The sequence below is a fragment of the Aureimonas phyllosphaerae genome, assembly GCF_047943035.1.
Classification (GTDB): domain Bacteria; phylum Pseudomonadota; class Alphaproteobacteria; order Rhizobiales; family Rhizobiaceae; genus Aureimonas; species Aureimonas phyllosphaerae.
The window spans coordinates 298,344-317,029 of sequence record NZ_CP181348.1 but is presented as its reverse complement, the minus strand read 5'-3'; the positions used below and the strand labels follow the sequence as shown (position 1 = coordinate 317,029).

18 protein-coding genes are annotated in these 18,686 nt (G+C 69.4%); 5 read left to right on the top strand and 13 right to left on the bottom strand.

What is annotated here, in order from left to right; genetic code table 11:
* Nucleotides 1–6: 6 nt before the first annotated feature.
* From ACLNGM_RS01490 to ACLNGM_RS01430, 13 genes are all read right to left on the bottom strand, one after another.
* The gene (locus tag ACLNGM_RS01490) at nucleotides 7–798 is read right to left on the bottom strand and encodes a thioesterase family protein (protein ID WP_416356897.1); all 792 of its coding nucleotides are present in this window, start codon (nucleotides 796–798) and stop codon (nucleotides 7–9) included.
* Nucleotides 795–1,646 carry an HpcH/HpaI aldolase/citrate lyase family protein gene (locus ACLNGM_RS01485; RefSeq protein WP_416356896.1) on the bottom strand — a complete coding sequence of 284 codons (852 nt, stop codon included), beginning with the start codon at nucleotides 1,644–1,646 and terminating at the stop codon, nucleotides 795–797. Before ACLNGM_RS01485 ends, ACLNGM_RS01490 begins: the two co-directional genes overlap by 4 nt.
* Nucleotides 1,643–2,098: a MaoC family dehydratase gene (locus ACLNGM_RS01480; RefSeq protein ID WP_416356895.1), complete on the bottom strand. Its 456-nt coding sequence runs from the start codon at nucleotides 2,096–2,098 to the stop codon at nucleotides 1,643–1,645. Before ACLNGM_RS01480 ends, ACLNGM_RS01485 begins: the two co-directional genes overlap by 4 nt.
* Nucleotides 2,098–3,951: an acetyl/propionyl/methylcrotonyl-CoA carboxylase subunit alpha gene (locus ACLNGM_RS01475; protein ID WP_416356894.1), complete on the bottom strand. Its 1,854-nt coding sequence runs from the start codon at nucleotides 3,949–3,951 to the stop codon at nucleotides 2,098–2,100. Before ACLNGM_RS01475 ends, ACLNGM_RS01480 begins: the two co-directional genes overlap by 1 nt.
* 2 nt (nucleotides 3,952–3,953) lie before the next feature.
* Nucleotides 3,954–5,549, bottom strand: coding sequence for a carboxyl transferase domain-containing protein (locus tag ACLNGM_RS01470; protein ID WP_416356893.1), 1,596 nt, complete (start codon nucleotides 5,547–5,549; stop codon nucleotides 3,954–3,956).
* A 7-nt stretch (nucleotides 5,550–5,556) separates the two neighbouring features.
* A complete protein-coding gene (locus tag ACLNGM_RS01465) occupies nucleotides 5,557–6,696 on the bottom strand; it encodes an isovaleryl-CoA dehydrogenase (RefSeq protein ID WP_416358533.1) in 1,140 nt (379 codons plus the stop codon).
* Between the two features lie 124 nt (nucleotides 6,697–6,820).
* Nucleotides 6,821–7,714: a LysR family transcriptional regulator gene (locus tag ACLNGM_RS01460; protein WP_416356892.1), complete on the bottom strand. Its 894-nt coding sequence runs from the start codon at nucleotides 7,712–7,714 to the stop codon at nucleotides 6,821–6,823.
* A 57-nt stretch (nucleotides 7,715–7,771) separates the two neighbouring features.
* Entirely contained in the window at nucleotides 7,772–7,930 is a 159-nt protein-coding gene (locus ACLNGM_RS01455) for a hypothetical protein (protein ID WP_416356891.1), read from the bottom strand.
* A 135-nt stretch (nucleotides 7,931–8,065) separates the two neighbouring features.
* Entirely contained in the window at nucleotides 8,066–9,199 is a 1,134-nt protein-coding gene (locus tag ACLNGM_RS01450) for a glycerol dehydrogenase (RefSeq protein ID WP_416356890.1), read from the bottom strand.
* Nucleotides 9,200–9,222: 23 nt separating this feature from the next.
* Nucleotides 9,223–10,017, bottom strand: coding sequence for an SDR family NAD(P)-dependent oxidoreductase (locus tag ACLNGM_RS01445; protein ID WP_416356889.1), 795 nt, complete (start codon nucleotides 10,015–10,017; stop codon nucleotides 9,223–9,225).
* 45 nt (nucleotides 10,018–10,062) lie between these two features.
* Nucleotides 10,063–11,637 carry a GMC family oxidoreductase gene (locus tag ACLNGM_RS01440; protein ID WP_416356888.1) on the bottom strand — a complete coding sequence of 525 codons (1,575 nt, stop codon included), beginning with the start codon at nucleotides 11,635–11,637 and terminating at the stop codon, nucleotides 10,063–10,065.
* A gap of 63 nt (nucleotides 11,638–11,700) precedes the next feature.
* Nucleotides 11,701–11,859, bottom strand: coding sequence for a hypothetical protein (locus ACLNGM_RS01435; protein ID WP_416356887.1), 159 nt, complete (start codon nucleotides 11,857–11,859; stop codon nucleotides 11,701–11,703).
* Nucleotides 11,859–12,491 (bottom strand): GntR family transcriptional regulator, encoded by a 633-nt coding sequence (locus tag ACLNGM_RS01430; protein ID WP_416356886.1) that lies wholly within the window; start codon nucleotides 12,489–12,491, stop codon nucleotides 11,859–11,861. The genes ACLNGM_RS01435 and ACLNGM_RS01430 overlap by 1 nt, the downstream gene beginning before the upstream one ends.
* Before the next feature lie 416 nt (nucleotides 12,492–12,907).
* Here ACLNGM_RS01430 and ACLNGM_RS01425 point away from each other — a divergent pair, with 416 nt between their 5' ends.
* From ACLNGM_RS01425 to ACLNGM_RS01405, 5 genes are all read left to right on the top strand, one after another.
* Nucleotides 12,908–14,020, top strand: a complete 1,113-nt coding sequence (locus ACLNGM_RS01425; RefSeq protein WP_416356885.1) for an iron-containing alcohol dehydrogenase — start codon at nucleotides 12,908–12,910, stop codon at nucleotides 14,018–14,020.
* A gap of 69 nt (nucleotides 14,021–14,089) precedes the next feature.
* The gene (locus ACLNGM_RS01420) at nucleotides 14,090–15,115 is read left to right on the top strand and encodes a sugar ABC transporter substrate-binding protein (RefSeq protein WP_090962697.1); all 1,026 of its coding nucleotides are present in this window, start codon (nucleotides 14,090–14,092) and stop codon (nucleotides 15,113–15,115) included.
* A 68-nt stretch (nucleotides 15,116–15,183) separates the two neighbouring features.
* Nucleotides 15,184–16,695 (top strand): sugar ABC transporter ATP-binding protein, encoded by a 1,512-nt coding sequence (locus ACLNGM_RS01415; protein WP_416356884.1) that lies wholly within the window; start codon nucleotides 15,184–15,186, stop codon nucleotides 16,693–16,695.
* Entirely contained in the window at nucleotides 16,692–17,684 is a 993-nt protein-coding gene (locus ACLNGM_RS01410) for an ABC transporter permease (protein WP_416356883.1), read from the top strand. The genes ACLNGM_RS01415 and ACLNGM_RS01410 overlap by 4 nt, the downstream gene beginning before the upstream one ends.
* 8 nt (nucleotides 17,685–17,692) lie before the next feature.
* Nucleotides 17,693–18,676 carry an ABC transporter permease gene (locus ACLNGM_RS01405; RefSeq protein ID WP_416356882.1) on the top strand — a complete coding sequence of 328 codons (984 nt, stop codon included), beginning with the start codon at nucleotides 17,693–17,695 and terminating at the stop codon, nucleotides 18,674–18,676.
* Nucleotides 18,677–18,686: the final 10 nt, after the last annotated feature.

Sequence of the window (18,686 nt, the reverse complement as noted above, 5' to 3'; positions counted from 1 at the left end):
TAAGCCTCAGCGCGGGCGCACCGTCAGGCTCTGCGACACGGAGCCGAGCGGCCCCTGCGCATCGTGCAGGATCGAGTGGGTGAGGCCGATGCCGACTGAACCGAAGCTCACCGCCGTGTCGAAGCCGAGCCATTCGCCGACGGGCTCGCGCAGGAGATGGACCGTCAGGTCGACATTGGGGAAGAGGGCGGTTTCCGGGCCGCAGCGCGGCGTGATCCCGTTCGCGAAGTCGACGAGCCCCAACGTGCGCGCCGTCGGGCCGACCACCTCGCCGCCGATCAGCGCGACGTCGGTGTTGAGCCACCCCCGGGCGCGACCCTGGCCCAACTGCTCTCGCCGCCCGTCCAGCGTGCGCACGCAGGCCCCCGCCCAGACGCCGTCGAACGTGTGTTCGCTCAAGGTCTCGTGCGCAGGGATCGGGTCGAGCGCGGTGCCGGCGATCGCGCCGGTGTCGTAGGCCTTCAGCGCCCAGGCCCGCGCGAGGACGCAGGCGCGCCCCTCGTAGAGGAGCTTGGCTTCCACGAGCTCGATCGTCCGGCCCGGCCGGATGACCGCGGTCTCGATGCTGACGACGCCGATCGGGATGACGCCGAGGATGTCGTAGGACAGGCGCGACAGGACCAGCGGATCGTCGCCGCGGCGCGCACGCATGTCCGCCTCGATCGCGTGGCCGATCAGCCCGAGCGCCGGTGCGATGTGCTGCTCGGCCGGGTTCCAGGCGCCCTCGGTGAGGCGCGTCGCGCGAAAGGCGTGGTCGTCCTCGCGCTGGAAGAAGCAGGCGGGCTCGTCGGATGTCATGCGGGGCCTTCCATGCGGGCGAGAAGCTTGCGGGCCTGGGCGAGGTGCGGCGCGTCGACCATCCGCCCGTCCACCTGGAGCGCCCCGGCGTCGGGCGCGGCGGCGAAGGCCTCGACGATGCGCCGGGCGGCGGCGACGGCATCCACGCTCGGGGTGAAGGCGGCGTTGATCGCCGGGACCTGGGCCGGATGGATCGCCATCATGCCGGTGAACCCGTCGCGCGCGGCCCGCCGCGCAAAGGCATCGAGCCCGGCCTCGTCCTTGAAGGCCGGATAGACCGTCTCGATCGCCGCCGTGCCGGCCGCATGCGCCGCAAACAGCGTCAGCGAGCGCGCGATCTCGTAAGGGGGCGTGAAGCGGCCGTCGGACTCGCGGGACGTGCTGGCCCCGATCGCCGCCGGCAGATCCTCCGCACCCCAAGTGAGACCGGCGAGATGGTCCCGCACCTCGCCGTAGCTGCCGAGGCCGAAGATCGCGGCGGGCGTTTCGGTGGCGATCGGCAGGATCGGCGCGGCGATGCGGTTTCCGGAGAGGCACTCGGCGCAGGCGACGACGCTTCGCGCCCCTTCGGCCTTGGGCAGCACCACGGCATCGGGTTCAAGGTCTTCGAGCGCCGCGATGTCGGCGTCGAAGAGCGGCGTGCCGAGCGGATTGACGCGCACGAAGAGGCGCGACCGCCCGCGCGGGGCCCGCAGGCGTTCGGCCACCGCCCGGCGCGCGGCATCCTTGGCGCCGGAGGCGACGGCGTCCTCGAGGTCGAGGATCAGCGCATCGGCGCCGCTGCTTTCAGCCTTGGCGAAACGGTCCGGCCGGTCGCCTGGCACGAAAAGGAGCGAGCGCAGGGTCATGGCGCGGCCCTCCGCTTGACCAGCGCGGTGCGCAGGCATTCGCAGACGATCTCGTCGCGCTGGTTGAGCATGCGGTGCGCGAAGGTGACGATACCGGCTTCGGGGCGCGACCGGCTCTCCTTCAGCGCATGCACCTCGGTCTCGGCCCGCAGCGTGTCGCCGATGAAGACGGGTCTGGGCATCGCCAGCTTGTCGTAGCCGAGATTGGCGATGAGTGTGCCGAGGGTCGTATCGCCGACGGACAGGCCAACCATCAGCGCGAACGTGTAGGTCCCGTTGACGAGAATCTGTCCGAACTCGCTCGCGCGCGCGGCCTCCGCGTCGAGATGCAGCGGCTGGGGATTGTGGGTCATCACCGTGAACAGGAGATTGTCGGTCTCCGTCACCGTGCGGCGGATCTCGTGGACGATCCGGTCGCCCACGGTCCAGTCGTCGAAGCGGCGCCCGGCCATCAGTCCCCCGTCCGTTCGATGCGGGCCAGCAGCAAGCCCTCCGGCACCTGCGCGCCCCGTTCCGCCTTGAGGAAGGCGACGGTGCCGGCGAACGGCGCCAGCAGCGCCTGCTCCATCTTCATCGCCTCCAGGACGAGGAGCGGCTCGCCCTTGGCGACCGCCTGCCCCTCGCCGACATGCACGGCGATCACCGCGCCCGGCATCGGCGACAGGATCGCGCCGTCCCCTTCGCGTGCCGTCCCCCCGACCTCGGCCCGGGGCGGGCCGAAGGCGAAGGCATCGCCGGCCGAGTAGACGACGCCGTCCGCTGTCGTCACGCCGGGATGGCGGCGGGGGACGACGCGATGGGCCGTGCCGCCGACCATCACGTCGACGGCCCTGTCGGGCGCGGCATTGAGGCGAAAGCCCTGGAGAGCGCTCCAGGGATCGTGGCCCGGTTCGGCCAGGAGGGCGGCGGCGGCCGCCTCCACCACCGCGGCCGTCGGCTCGGCCGGCGGGACGAGATCCGCGGCGTGGCGCTCGATGAAGCCGGTGTCCACCCGGCCTGCCACGAAATCGGGATGGGCGGCCGCGCGCGTGAGGAAGCCGGCATTGGTCTTCAACGGCCAGACTTGCGTACCACCCGCCGCGTCCGACAGGCGTTCGGCCGCGGTCTCGCGCGTCGCGCCATGGACGACGAGCTTGGCGATCATCGGGTCGTAAAATGGCGTGATCGTGCCGCCTTCCTCGACGCCGCTGTCGACCCGGATGTTCGCCGGGAACCGCAGGCGCTCGACCGGTCCGATCGAGGGGAGAAAACCCGTCGCCGGGTTCTCGGCATAGAGCCGCGCCTCCATCGCCCAGCCGTCGATCCGCAACTCGTTTTGCGCGAGAGGCAGCGGCTCGCCGCCCGCCACGCGCAGCTGCCATTCCACGAGGTCCTGACCGGTGATCGCTTCCGTGACCGGGTGTTCGACCTGCAGCCGCGTGTTCATCTCCATGAACCAGATCCGGTCGGCGCGAAGTCCTTCCGATCCGTCGGCGATGAACTCGATCGTGCCAGCGCCGACATAGTCGACGGCTTTCGCGGCGCGCACCGCGGCATCGCAGACGGTGCGGCGCGTCGCCTCGTCCATGCCGGGGGCGGGGGCCTCCTCGATCACCTTCTGGTGGCGGCGCTGGAGCGAGCAGTCGCGCTCGAAGAGATGGACGACGTTGCCATGCGTGTCGCCGAAGACCTGCACCTCGATATGGCGCGGGGCCGTGATGTAGCGTTCCAGAAGCACGCGATCGTCGCCGAACGAGGCCGCCGCCTCGCGCCGGCAGCTTTCCAGGAGGCCGGGAAAATCCGCCAGCGCGTCGACGCGGCGCATGCCCTTGCCGCCGCCGCCCGCGACCGCCTTGATGAGGAGCGGCGTGCCGATCGTCTCGGCCTCGCGCGTCAGGCGCTCGAGGCTCTGGTCGGCGCCGAGATAGCCCGGCGTCACCGGCACGCCGGCCTCGATCATCCGCGCCTTGGCGGCGTCCTTCAGGCCCATGGCGCGGATCGCGGCGGCAGGCGCGCCGACCCACACGAGCCCGGCCGCGACCACGGCCTCCGCGAATTCGGCGTTCTCGGACAGGAAGCCGTAGCCGGGATGAATGGCCTCGGCGCCCGTCGCCCGAGCGGCCTCGAGGATGCGGTCCTGCCGGAGATAGCTGTCGCTGGCGGCGGCCGTGCCGATCAGGACGGCCTCGTCGGCTTCGCCCACGAAGGGCATGCCGGCGTCGACGTCGGAATGGACCGCGATGGTCCGGATCTTGAGACGCCTTGCGGTGCGGATGATGCGGCGGGCGATCTCGCCGCGATTGGCGATGAGGAGACTGTCGATCATCGTCACATCCGGAACAGGCCGGCGCGCGGGCGCTCCGGGATGGGGGCGTTGAGCGTCGCCGAGAAGGCAAGGCCGAGGACGTCGCGGGTGTCGGCCGGATCGATGATGCCGTCGTCCCAAAGGCGGGCGGTGGCAAAGTAGGGGTTGCCCTCGTCCTCGTATGTCTGGCGGATCGGCGCCTTGAAGGCTTCGGCTTCCTCGGGCGTCCACGTGTCGGCGTCGCGGTGGACGGTCGCGAGCACGGCGGCCGCCTGTTCGCCGCCCATCACCGAGATGCGCGCGTTCGGCCAGGAGAACAGGAAGCGCGGGCTGTAGGCGCGTCCGCACATGCCGTAGTTGCCGGCACCGAAGCTGCCGCCGATGAGGACCGTCACCTTCGGGACGCTGGCGGTCGCGACCGCGGTCACGAGCTTGGCGCCGTTCTTGGCGATGCCCTCACCCTCGTATCTTCCGCCGACCATGAACCCGGAGATGTTCTGAAGGAACAACAGCGGCACGCGGCGCTGGCAGGCGAGCTCGATGAAATGCGCCCCCTTTAGCGCGCTCTCGGAAAAGAGGACGCCGTTGTTGGCGAGGATCGCCACCGGCATGCCCCAGATCCGCGCGAAGCCGCAGACGAGTGTCGTGCCGTAAAGCGCCTTGAACTCGTGGAACTCGGACCCGTCGACGAGCCGCGCGATCACCTCGCGCACGTCGTAGGTGGTGCGAAGGTCGGTCGGCACGATGCCGTAGAGCTCGGCCGGATCGAGGAGCGGCGGGCGCGGGGGCGCGAGATCGATGTCGACCACCTTCGCGCGGTTCAGCGTCGCGACGATATCGCGAACGATGAGGAGCGCGTGGGTATCGTCCTCGGCGACATGGTCGACGACGCCCGAGCGCCGCCCATGGGTCTCGGCGCCGCCGAGTTCCTCGGCCGAGATCACCTCGCCCGTCGCGGCCTTCACCAAGGGCGGGCCGGCGAGGAAGATCGTGCCCTGGTTCCGGACGATCACTGTCTCGTCGCACATCGCCGGCACATAGGCGCCACCCGCCGTGCACGAGCCCATGACGCAGGCGATCTGCGGGATGCCCGCCGCCGACATCTGCGCCTGATTGAAGAAGATGCGGCCGAAATGGTCGCGATCGGGAAAGACCTCGGCCTGATGGGGCAGGTTGGCGCCACCCGAATCCACGAGGTAGATGCAGGGGAGATGGTTCTCGAAGGCGATCTCCTGCGCCCGCAGGTGCTTCTTCACCGTCATCGGGAAATAGGCGCCGCCCTTCACCGTGGGGTCGTGCGCGACGATCATGCATTCGCGCCCCGATACGCGGCCGATGCCGGCGATCATCCCGGCGCCGGGCGCGGCGTCGCCATAGAGGCCGTTCGCCGCGAGCGCCCCGATCTCAAGGAAGGGCGAGGCGGGGTCGAGGAGCCGGGCGACGCGGTCGCGCGGCAGGAGCTTGCCGCGGGCGACGTGCCGGGCGCGGTGCTCGGCCGATCCGCCGAGCGCGGTTCTCGCCGTCGTCTCGCGAAGCGTCGCGGCGAGGGCGCGGTTGTGGGCGTCCTGGAACGCGAAGGCCGGCGAGGCGGTATCTGCGAGCGAGCGGAGCGTCGGCATCGGCGGCCTACTGGACGCGCGGGGCGTCGTGCTTGATCAGCTCGCGGCCGACCAGCATGCGCCGCATCTCGTTGGTGCCCGCGCCGATATCGAGGAGCTTGGCGTCGCGCCAGAAGCGCTCCACCGGCCAGTCGCGCGTGTAGCCGGCGCCGCCGAGCGCCTGGATCGCTTCGCCGGCGACGCGCACCGCGCTCTCGGACGCGAACAGGATGCAGCCCGCCGCATCGAACCGCGTGACGCGGCCCGAGTCGCACGCCCTTGCGACGGCGTAGCAGTAGGAGCGCGAGGCGTTGAGCGCGACATACATGTCGGCGACCTTGGCCTGCATCAGCTGGAAGTCGCCGATCGGGCGGCCGAACTGCCGGCGCTCGCGAACATAGGGCACCACCACGTCGAGGCAGGCCTGCATGATGCCGACCTGGATGCCGGACAGGACCACGCGCTCGTAGTCGAGGCCCGACATCAGCACCTTCACGCCGCCGTTGAGCGGCCCCATCAGCTGTTCGTCGGGCACGAAGCAGTCGTCGAACACGAGTTCGGCCGTCGGCGAGCCGCGCATGCCGACCTTGTCGATCCGCTGGCCGATCGAGAAGCCGGCAAAGTCCTTCTCGATCAGGAAGGTCGAGATGCCCTTCGAGCCCGCCTCCGGGTCGGTCTTGGCGTAGACGACGAGCGTATCGGCGTGGGAGGCGTTGGTGATCCAGAACTTGGTGCCGTTGAGGCGCCAGCCGCCGTCCACCTTGTCGGCCCTGAGCTTCATCGACACGACGTCGGAGCCCGCGCCCGTCTCCGACATGGCGAGGCTCCCGACATGCTCACCCGACACGAGCTTCGGCAGATACTTCGCCTTCTGCTCCGGGCTTGCCCAGCGGCGGATCTGGTTGATGCACAGGTTCGAATGGGCGCCGTAGGACAAGCCAATTGCGGCCGAGGCGCGGCTCACCTCCTCGCAGGCGACGAGATGCTCGAGATAGCCGAGCCCGAGGCCGCCGTCGGCCTCCTCCACCGTGATGCCGTGGAGGCCGAGCGCGCCCATCTGCGGCCAGAGCTCGCGGGCGAAGCGGTCCTCGCGGTCGACCGCGGCGGCGATGGGCTCGATCCTGTCCGTCGCAAAGCGCCGCGTCGTGTCGCGGATCGTGTCCGCCATCTCGCCGAGGCCGTAATCCAGGTCCGCCAACGCGCCCTCCCAAGCTTGTCGAGGGCTGAGACTACGTGGCTTCGCCCGTCCGGCAAAATTGAAAGATGCAAGGCTTCATCATAGACGCGATCTATCATCGACGTGGCGTCGGCGATGCGGCTCCTGCGCAGGCGTCCGCCAGCCGGTCGGCGGTGCGTGTCGAGGTCAGCGAACGGGCGTCCGCGTGGGGGGCGACGACGAGCCCGAGGTCGCGCCGGAAGGCGAAGTCCTCCATCGGCACCCGCGCGACGCCCGCTTCCACGAAGCCGTCCGGCATCACCGTGAGGCCAAGACCCGCGCGGACATAGGCGAGCGCCTTGTCGTCGCTGGTGGTGCGGGCGGCGAAGAAGGGACGCACGCCCCGCGCGGTGAAGAAGCGGCTGGTCTCGGGCAGAAGCTCGCAGTGACGGCGCACCAGCATCGGCTCGTGGACGAGGTCCTCGGCGCGAAGGGCGGGGCGGCCGGACAAGGGGTGCGTCGCGGCGAGCGCCAGGGAATAGCCTTCCGACACGACCGCGCGACCGCTCGTCCGATCGGTCTCGTCGCGCAGGATCGTCAGCGCCATGTCGATCCGACCGCGTGCGAGGCGCGTGCGCAGGTCGCGCTCGCCGCCTTCGACGATCTCCAGCCGCTCGGGAAACCCGTCTTGCGCGTGCCGCTGCAGGAAATCCTCCGTCCAGCGGCGGGGCACGGTGGAGAGGATGCCGAGCCGCAGCACCGGCACGGTCGCGCTGCCGGAGGCCGCGCGCTCGGCCGCCGCAAAGCCCGCCTCGATCGACCGGGCATGGGCGAGAAGGGCGGCGCCGGCCGGGGTCAGTTCGACGCGCCGGTTCGTGCGATGGAAGAGCGTCTGGCCGAGCCCCTGCTCGAGCTTGGCGATGCCGACCGAGAGGGTCGGCTGCGAGACATGGCAGGCGCCGGCCGCCCGCGAGAAGTTGCCGGTGTCGACCACGGCGAGGAAGTAGCGCAGGTGATAGCGGTCGATCATAGCCGCAGTCTATGGAGCGCCCGGCTCTGCGACAACTGGCGACAGGGCACCCGTCCGTCAGGCTTCGCCGTAGTGCTCGATCAGGCAGACGAGTTCGAGAGCGGTCCAGCCGAGAAGACCGGCGAAGGCCAGGACCGCGCCGCCGGCGCCGATGGTCAGCGCGATGGCGATCGCCCCGAAGGCGGTCGGATCGGGTCCGGGCATGAGGGGCAGCATCGGGGCCTCCTGTGGCGTCGCGAGTGATATCGCGCGAGCGCGGCCGGCCGGCAAATGCAACAAAGGATTAACCCTAATGCGGCCGGCCCCCGCGACGCCGCCCCGCTCGGCCGACCGGCGTCGCGGGGTGAGGGGTCAGTGACCCGTTGCCGAGCCTCCGCCACCCACGGCTCTACCGCGCTCGGCGAGGTGACTCGCGGTCCAGATCGCATCCGAGATCGCGCGCGCCGTCAGCTTCACGGGCACCGAGTGAATGACGTTGGTCGGCGCCATCGCGGCTTCGCCGACGCGTGCGATGTCGGCGGCGCTGGCGTCCTTCAGGCCGAGGTCGGCGAGCGTCGTCGGCAGGCCGACGTCGCGGCAGAAGGACAGGGCCTCGGCAAACTCGGCCGGCGGCCGGTTCTCGAGGACGAGGAGGCAGAGGACCCCGAAGGCGACCTTCTCGCCGTGCAGGAAGTGGTGCACCGGCTCGAGGACGGTCAGCGCGTCGTGGATGCCGTGCGCGCCGGAGACGCCACAGTTCTCGAAGCCGAGGCCGGACAGAAGCGTGTTGGCCTCGATGATGTTCTCGACCGCGGCCGTCAGGCGCCCGTCGCGTGCCGCGACATAGGCCGCGCGCCCGTCGCGCATGAGCGTGTCGTGGCAGGCGCGCGCGATCTGGTAGCCGCCGACCGTCGTGGCATAGCCGTCGCCGATGTAGTTGTTGGAGCGCGACTCGACGTTGGAGCGGGCCTCGTAGAAGGTCGAGAGCGCGTCGCCCATGCCGGCGGCGAGGAAGCGCGCCGGCGCCTTCACGATCAGTTCGCTGTCGACCAGCACCACGTCCGGGTTGCGCCCGCAGCGCACCACGCGGTCGTAGACGCCGTCCGGCGAATAGATCACGCCGAGCGAGCTCGTCGGGGAATCGGTCGATGCGATGGTCGGCACGGTCACGATCCGCGCGCCGATGTGGAAGGCGGTGATCTTGGCCGTGTCGAGCGCCTTGCCGCCGCCGATGCCGACGACGGACTTCGCGCCAACCGCGCGCCCGGCCGCCACGCAGCGCTCGATCTCGGCGTCCGACGATTCGCCGCCGAAGCGCACGAACTCGGCCGCGACCCCGGCGGCCGAGAGCGCCGACTGGAGGTCTGGGCGCAGCGTGTCCCAGAAGAAGCCGTCGATCACCACCAGCGCCCGGTCGCCGAGCGGGGCGACGTAGCGGCCGAGATCGGAGGCGACGCCCGGGCCTTGGACGTAGCGAAGCGGTCCGCCGTATCCGCGTTGTGTCATGATGGGACTGTCCTTGGGGAGTGTCAGCGCAGCGTCAGGCCGCCGTCGACCGTGTGGATTTCGCCGGTGGTGAAGGAGGCGGCGTCGCTCGCGAGATAGACGACCGAGCCGGCGAGTTCGTCCACCGTGCCGATGCGGTTCTGCACCGCGCTCTTCGCCCAGTGGTTGTTCACGACGTCCGGGTTCTCGCGCAGCACCTCTTCCGTCAGTTCGGTGAGGATGTAGCCGGGCGCGAGCGCGTTGACGCGGATGTTGTGCTCGGCCCACTCGGTGGCGAGACACTTGGTCAGCATGTGCACCGCCGCCTTCGAGACGTTGTAGGCGGAGTGCTTGAACGGCCAGTTCACGATACGGCCGGACATCGAGCCGATATTGATGATCGAGCCGGATTTCTGGCGGATCATCAGGCGCCCGATCGCCTGGCTGACGAGGAACACGCCGTCGAGATTGGTCGCCATCGTGGCGCGCCAATCGGAGAGCGCATAGGTCTCGGCGTCGCCGGGATAGATGGTGCCGGCGTTGTTGACGAGGATGTCGGCGCGGCCCCAGCGCGCCTCGACGCCCGCTGCCAGCCGCTCGACGTCGGCGGGGTCGGCGACGTCGGCCTGGATCGCGAAGCTGTCGCCGCCGCCGGCATTGAGCTCGGCCACGAGTTCCTCGGCCTGGGACAGCGTCGAGCGCACGACGACGCACACGTCCGCGCCGTGCGCGGCGAGCGCCTCCGTCAGCGCCCGGCCGATGCCGCGCGAGCCCCCGGTCACGATGGCCTTGCGGCCGGTCAGGTCGAACATTCGCGCGTAGTCACGCTTGGGCGCCATGGTGGTCCCCCTCCCTTGAAAAGTCTTCTGTCGTTCGATGCGGCGTCAGGCGGGCACGGTCTCGGCCACCCGCACCGGCGGGACAGGCACGGCCATCGGCTCGCCGAGTTCCCGCTCGATGTGCTCGGCGGTGCGCAGCGCCTGCGCCACGATGGTCAGCGACGGGTTGAAGCCCGTCGAGGACGGCAGGAAGGACGCGTCGACGACGTAGAGATTGTCGACGTCCCAGACCTTGCAGTTCGTGTCGAGGACCGAGGTCTTCGGATCGTTGCCGAAGCGCGCGGTGCCGCACTGATGCATCGAGACCTTGATGTCCATTTTCTGCGTGATGATGAGGGGGTAGCCGAGCGAGCGCATGACCTTCGACCAGACCTTCACCAGCTCGCCGTGGGATTTCAGGTTGTTCGACGTGTAGGACAGGCGGATGCGGCCGTCGGGATCGACGCTGACGCGGTTCTCCGGATCGGGCAGGTCCTCCGACATCAGCCACCAGTCGACCGAGCGCTCGGCGAACAGGCCCATCGCCCATTCCGGCGCCCACTTGGCGTTGGCCGTCAGCATGCCGGCCTGCAGCTTGCCAAGGCCCTGGATGTTGCCGAGCGGGTAGGGCTTCTCGGAATTGGCGAGATAGAAGTCGTTGATCGCCATCGACTTCTGGAAGGTGACATGGTTCTTCTTGAACGGCGAGATCGCCATCATCGCCGTATTGTTATGGGCCATGTAGTTGCGGCCGAGCTGGTCGGACGTGTTGTTGCCGAGGCCGCGCGGGTGCTTGTCGCTCTTCGAGCGCAGGAGAAGGGCGGACGAGTTGATGGCGCCGGCCGACGAGACGAAGATCTGCGCCGAGACCGTGCGTCGCTCGCCCTGGTAGTCGAGCTCGACCGCGGTCACCCGCGCGCCCGACGGGTCGGTCACGAGCCGGTGGACGAAGGCTTCGGTGATCAGCGTCACGCCGCCCTTGGCGAGCGCCGGGTTGACGAGCCGCACCTCGGCGTCGCCCTTGGCGCCGATCTTGCAGGCGAAGCCGTCGCAGGTACGGCAGCGCGCGCAGGCGCCCCCGTCGTGGTAGTCGATCGCGATCGGCAGCGGGAAGGGGCGCAGGCCCTTCTGGCGGAGCTTCCGCTCGAACCAGGCGATCTCCGGCTCGTGGCCGATCGCGGGATAGGGCATCGGTCCCGAGCGCGGCGGCTCGATCGGATCGACGCCCGCCTCGCCGTGCGTGCCCATCAGCTTCTCGGCGCGGGCGTAGTAGGGCTCGAACGCGTCGTAGTTCACCGGCCAGGCCGGGGCGACGCCCGCCTCGTGCTGCAGGTCCTCGAAATCCTCCTTGCGGAAGCGCACCGTGGCCGCCCCGAAGAACTTCGAGTTGCCGCCGACATAGTAGTAGGTCGAGGGATTGAAGAGCTTGCCGTCGCGGTCGCGCCACTCCTCCTTGGTGGCGTACTTCTTCTTGTGGAAGACGGCGTCGACGCTCCAGTTGTCCTTCTCGCGCGGCAGGCGGGGGCCGCGCTCGATCATCAGGATCTCGCGGCCGGGCGCGGCCAGGGCGTTGGCCAGCGCGCCGCCGCCGACGCCCGCGCCGATGATGACGATGTCGTAGCTGTTCTTGAGTTCGCTCATCTCTTCATTCCTCCCGGACGTCCGGCCGCTCGCCTCCCGGCGCGCTGGCGCGACGTCCCGTCCTCACATCACCGCGCCGACCTGTCGGGGCGTGAATTCGTTGTCGTCGACGGTCTCGGATGTCGGCGGCTCGGCGGATGCAGCCGCCAGAATCGCGGCAAAAATCCGGGCGCCTGTCCCGCCCTCTTTCCAGCGCCGAGCGCCAGCAGAAGCGACCGGCATCAGACCTCCTTGCGCCTGAAGTAGCGGCCGTCCTCGTACATCGCGCTCATCACAGCGAAGGAGGACTCCAGGTGGATCTTCATCGCAAGCTCCGCCTGGTCGGCATTGCGCCGGCCGAGCGCGCGCACGATCGCGGCGTGCTGCTCGGTCACCTCCGCGAGATGGCCCGGCAGGGGCGCCGAGAGCTGTCGCATCCGGTCGAGATGCGCCTTGACGAGGTTGATGAATTTCCAGATGCGCGGATAGCGGCTGATGCCGGCGATCGCCGCGTGGAAGGCGTCGTCCACCTCGATATATTCGTGCAGCGCCCCGCGCTCCAGAATGTCGCGCATCTCGCCGATCAGGCGCTCGAGCCGGCGGATGTCCTCGTCGGTGGCATAGGCGACGGCCCGGCGGATGCTCTCGATCTCGAGCGCGCGGCGGATCACGAAGCCCTCTTCCGCGACCTCGAAGGAAATCTTGGAGACGTAGGTCCCCGAGTGCGGAAACACGTCGACGAGGTCCTCGTCGGCGAGCCGCTTGAGCGCTTCGCGCACCGGCGTGCGCGACACGCCGTAGGCGAGGCACAGCTCCTTTTCCGAGATCACCGAGCCCGGCTCCATCCGGAGGCGCACGATGGCGTGACGCAGCACCTCATATATCTGTTCAGCTTTCAGCGTCGGCTTTTCCGCCGGCGAGCGCCTGTCTCTTGCGGCGCTAGTCCCTGCAATCATGGATCAATCCGACAGATCTGTTGAGGTGTTGACAACCTGGAACCGGTCTGGCTTCAATAACTCATATATCGGTTGACGGCGCAAGGCGCAATCCGATACGAGATCGAACAGCGGCGGAGGAGGCCGCCGACACGCACCGGCAGGGCCGGTCCGACCCGCCCGAACCATCATCGCAGACCCGATCGCGTGGGCCCTCCGGGCGAGCGCCGGCACCTCGTCGGCGAGCGTCCCGGCATGCCCCGACAAGACCCATCGCGCTCGATCGGCGCGGCCGGTTTCCCGGCCGCGAACGGTGCCGCGCATCCTGAATGTCGACAAGTCCGGAAGTGCCCGTCATGGCCCTGATCACATACCTCACCCGCATCGAGTTCGACGAAGGCGCGATCGCTAGGCTGCCCTCCATCCTGGAGGGGCTGAACGTCTCGCGTCCGCTGGTCGTCACCGATCGGGGGCTGGTCGCGAGCGGTCTCGTGGAGCGGGTGCTCGGCCTCTTCGCAGAGCGTCCGGTGGTCTTCTCCGACACGCCCACCAATCCGACTGAAGCGGCGACGGAGGCCGCGTTCGCCCTCTACCGCGCCGAAGGCTGCGACGGGATCGTCGGCCTCGGCGGCGGCTCGTCGATCGACCTCGCCAAGGCCGTGCGGCTTTTGAGCGGCCACGAGGGGCCGCTCGCGCAGTACACCGCGGTCGAGGGGGGAGCCGCCCGGATCCACGGCCGGATCTGCCCGCTGGTCGCCGTCCCGACGACGTCGGGCACCGGCTCCGAGGTCGGTCGCGCCGCCGTCATCATCACGGCCGAAGGGCGCAAGCTCGGCATCGTCTCGCCGCACATGCTGCCCTCGGTCGCACTCTGCGACCCCGAACTGACCTACGGCCTGCCGCCGTTTCTGACGGCGGCGACCGGCATGGACGCGATCTCGCACTGCCTCGAGACCTTCATGGCACCGTCCGTCAACCCGCCCGCCGACGCCATCGCGCTTGACGGGCTGAAGCGCGGCATGGGGGCGATCCGGCAGGCCGTGCGCGACGGCTCCGACGCCCGCGCCCGCTGGGAGATGATGATGTGCGCGCTGGAGGGCGCGATGGCCTTCCAGAAGGGCCTCGGCGCGGTGCACGCGCTGACCCATCCGCTCGGCGCGGTGCGCGAGTTGAACCTCCACCACGGCACGCTGAACGCTGTCCTGATGCCCGCGGTCCTCCGGTTCAACCGCGAGACGATCGGGGAGAAGTGGCAGGTGCTGGCGGGCACCCTCGGCGGCGAGCCGGACGCGGTGATCGCCAGCCTCGTGCGCGACATCGGCATGCCGTCCGGCCTTCGCGCCATGGGCGTCACCGACGAGATGATGGAGCGCGTCGCCGGCGAGGCGCTGAAGGACCATTGCCACGGCACCAATCCGCGCATCCCGACGCGCGAGGACTACCTCGAACTGCTTCGCCAGTCCGCCTGAGGCGGCCGGCGCCATGCCTATCGGAGCGGCGGGGGGCCGCTCCGTTCATCCATCACTGGGAGGACCGACATGACCGACTTCGACGATAACAGCCCGGAAGCGGCCCGTCTGCGCCTGACGCGCCGCGGGTTCCTGAGCGGGGCCGCCGCGTTGACGGTGGCCACAGCGCTCGCCCGGCCGAACTTCGCCTTCGCGCAGGACGCGCAGTTCTGCGCCTCGCTCGGCTGGACGGTCTGGGAATCGGGCCGCCACATCGTGGCCGGCTACGAGGACGCCGTGAAGCGCCTCGGCGGCACGCTGACCATCGCCGACGCCAACTACGACGTGAAGAAGCAGGCCGACCAGATCGCCGCCTTCGTGGCGTCGAAGCCCGCCGCGATCTTCATCACGCCCGCCGACGCCGCCGCGATCGCCCCGGCCGTGCAGGCCGCCGTCGCCTCCGGCATCCCGATCTTCTGCGGCGACAGCTACGTGCCCAACACGACGGTGACCTCCACCGCCATGTCGAACAATTTCGGCCTCGGCTCCTACGGCGCGCAGTACATCGCCGACCGCCTGAAGGGGAAGGGCAAGGTCGCGATGGTCTGCCTGCCCTCGAACGAATCCTGGGACCAGCGCACGCTCGGCGCGAAATCGATCTTCACGCGCTATCCCGATATCCAGGTCGTGTCCGAGATCGCCTTCGCGCTCGGCGGCACGACGACGCCGCGCCAGGTGGTCGACAACATCCTCACCGCCAATCCCGAGCTCGACGCCATCTGGTGCGCCTGGGACGGCGCGGCGTCCGAGGGCACGCTCGCCATCAAGGCGTCGGGCCGCGACGTCTTCATCACCGGCATCGACGGCGGTGCGCAGTCCTTCGAATACATCCAGGCCGGCTCGCCCTTTGCCCTCACCATGGCGCAGAGCTTCTACGAGATGGCCTACATGAACGCGTTCTTCGCGCATGAGGTGATCGCCGGGCGCAAGGCGCCGCGCTTCGTCATCACTCCGTCCTACGCGGTGACGCAGGAAAGCCTCGCCGACATCGACATTCCCGACACCTACGACCAGCCCGGCGAGGCCGCCAAGCTCGGCTGGAACCGCGTCCTCTGATCGACGCCGACGGATCGAGGGAGGACGGGCGTCAAGCCCGTCCTTCCCGCGCAAGAGGAGGGGAGGCCATGTCGAAGATCCTGACCATGAGCGGTATCGCCAAGCGGTTCGGGCCAGTGCAGGCGCTCGGCGGCGTCGATTTCGATCTCGACCGGGGCGAGATCCACGCGCTGCTCGGCATCAACGGTGCGGGCAAGTCGACGCTGATCAAGATCCTCTCCGGCGTCTACGTGAAGGACGAAGGCACGATCACGATCGACGGCGAGGCGGTCGAGCTGGGCACCCCGCGCGCGGCGATCGAGGCAGGCGTCGCCACCGTCCAGCAGCATCCCGAACTCGTGTCCGACTGCACCGGCGTCGAGAACATCTTCCTCGGCGGCGAGGGCGCCTCGCCCGGGCTCTTCCGCCGCATGAACCGCGCCGCGATGCGCGAAAAGGCGCAGAAGCTTCTCGTCCGCTTCCCGATCGAGATCGATCTCGACGTGCGGGTCGGCGAGATGCCGGCGGTGGACCGCGAGATCGTCGCGATCCTCCACGCCCTGCGCCACGACCATATCAAGATCCTGATCCTTGACGAGCCGACCTCGACGCTGACCGAGCGCGAGAAGGCCTCGCTCTTCCAGATGATGCGGGCGCTTCAGGCGGGCGGCATCTCGATCATCTACATCACCCACCGGCTGGAGGAGGTCTACGAGATCGCCGACCGGTTCACCGTGTTTCGCGGCGGGCGCAACGTCGCGACGATGACAGTTCGTGAGGCGCGCCGCACGGGCGTCTCGATCCCCGAGCTGATGCTCGACGAGGCGGCCGGCGACCTCTATCCCGCTCGCGACGGCCGCTCCGACGGCGACGTGCTCCTCGAGGCGAAGGGCCTTGGCTGCGGCGCCCATTTCTCCGGCGTCGACCTCGTCGCGCGGCGCGGCGAGATCCTCGGCATCTTCGGTCTCGTCGGCTCGGGCGTCGACGAACTCTCCAAGGTGCTCTACGGCGCGATGCGCCACGATGCGGGCGAACTCATTGTGAAGGGCGGGAAGCGGGCCTTCCGCGGACCTCATGACGGTCTTGCCGCCGGCATCTTCCTCGTCCCGGGTGACCGGCGGACGGAAGGGCTGACGATGACCAAGGACGTCGTCTTCAACACCACCGTCGCCCATCTCGGCCGTGCCTCCTGGGTTGGCGGCCTCCTGCGCATGCGTGCCAACCGGCAGGCGAGCGAGCGGCTGGCGCGCGACGTCGGCCTCCAGCCCTTCGAGCTGGATCGTCCGGTCAGCGCCTTCTCGGGCGGCAACCAGCAGAAGATCGTCATCGCCAAGGGCCTCTTCCGCGACGCCGACATCTATATCTTCGCCGAGCCGACGGTCGGCGTCGACATCGGCGCGCGCGCCAAGCTCTATGCCCTGATGCGCGAGCTCTCGCAGCGCGCCGCCGTGATCGTCGTGTCGTCGGACTGCGACGAGGTCCACGGCCTCGCCGACCGGGTTCTCGCCCTCTACAAGGGCCGCCCCATCGCGCCGGGTGGCATTGAACCCACTCGCGACCAACTTCTCGCCGCCGGCATCATGGGAGCGCGCGCAGCATGACACGACGCACCAATCCGCTCGTCCCGCGCATCCTCGCCTTTGCAGTCTTGCTCGGCGTCGTCGCCGCGGTCTTCGCGAGCCTTAGCCCGGCCTATCTCTCGGCCGGCAACCTCCACGGCCTCTTCCGCCACATGGCGGTGCAGGGGCTCGCCGCACTCGGCCTCACCTTCGTGATCGTGGTGCGCCAGTTCGACCTGTCGTTTCCCGGCGTCGCCTCGCTCGGCGCCATGACGCTCGGCTGGCTGATCGCGGGTCGCTACGGTTTGGGCATGGGCGTCGCCGGCGCGCTCGCCGTCGGGCTCCTCTGCGGTCTCGTCAACGGCTTTGCGGTCGCCTACCTTCGCCTGCCCGACATCGTGGCGACGATCGCGACCGGCGGGGCGGCCGTCGGCCTCTCCTACTTCTATTCCAACGGCACATCGCTCTCGAAGAACTTCTTCTCGTCGGGGATCCTCGATCTCAACGACGCGAAGTATCTCGGCCTCGACGCGCCGGTCGCGATTCTCGCCCTCGCGGCCCTCCTGTCGGCCGTCGTGCTGCACGGCTCGCGCTTCGGGCGGGCCTTCTACGCGACCGGCGAAAACCGCACCTCCGCGATCTTCTCCGGCATCCGCGTCAGGCTCTACGTCTTGGCGGCCTTCGCGCTGTCGGGCATGCTCTCGTGCCTGGCGATCACGCTCCTCGTCGCTTCGTCGGGCGCGGCCAACGTGACGGCGGGCGCGCAGCTCCTGATGCCGGCCTATGCCGCGGTCTATCTCGGCGCCGCCCTCTTCGGAGCGGCATCGGTTCCCGCCACCGTCGCGGGCACGCTCCTGATGTCGGCGATGCTGAACGGCTTCACGCTGCTCGCGGTCCCCTACTACTACTCCGACGCCATCGTCTCGATCGTCCTCATCAGTGCCATCGCGCTCTTCGACCCGAAGATCGCGGAAGGCTTCCGCCGCTTCCGGGACGCCGGCAAACCCGCCTTCCGCGAGGCCCGTTCATGAGCGCCGTCATGCCCACCGCCTCCCGCCCCGTGCCGGCCGCCGGCTTCGACGTCAGACGCTTCGTGGTGCGCTACGGCCTGTTCTTCCTGCTTGCGATCCTCGTCGTCGTCTTCTCCTGGCTGCGGCCGAGCTTTGCGAGCGCCGGCAACGTCACCGACATCCTGCGTTCGGCCTCGATCTCGGCCGTGATGTTCCTCGGACTCACCTGGATCATCGCGGCCGGCGAGATCGACGTCAGCTTCATGTCGGTCGCCGCGCTCTCCACCATGATCATCGCCGGGCTCGTCTCGTCCGGTTTCGGCTGGCCGGTGGCAGTTGTGGCGGCGCTCAGTGCGGGCATCGTCGTCGGCCTCCTCAACGGCTTTCTCGTCGCCGGCATGGGCCTGCCCGCCCTCGTCATCACCATCGCGACCGGCGGTCTCGCCGGTTCCATCGCGGCGGCGATCGGCAAGGGCACCTCGATCCCGATGGCGACGACGGGCTTCGTCGGGCCGATCGTCGACGCCGATCTCGGCATCGTGCCGGTGATCGCGATCGTCGTCGCCGTGCTCTATGCCGTCGCCTGGGTGCTGCAGGATCGCACGACCTTCGGCCATTACATCTACGCGATGGAGCAGAACCGCCGGGCCGTGGTGGAGGCGGGCGTGCGCGCCAGCCGCATCCTGATGATGCTCTACGTCCTGTCGGGCACGCTGTCGGCCGTAGCGGGTGCTCTTCTCGCCGCCGACCTCTCGTCCGGCCAGCCCTATATCGGCACGTCCTATTTCATCGACGGGCTGACCGCGGTGCTGCTCGGCGGCATGGCGCTGAAGATGGGCAAGCCGAACGTGATCGGCACCTTGGTCGGCGTCGTGCTGCTCGCCGTCCTCCTGTCCGGCGCGGCGCTTCTCGGCTGGACCGACTCGCAACGCCAGATCGTGCGCGCCGCGCTCCTCATCGCCGGCGTCGCCCTCGTCGTCTGGACCCGCCGCAAGACCCGCGCCCATCTCTGAAAGAAGACAT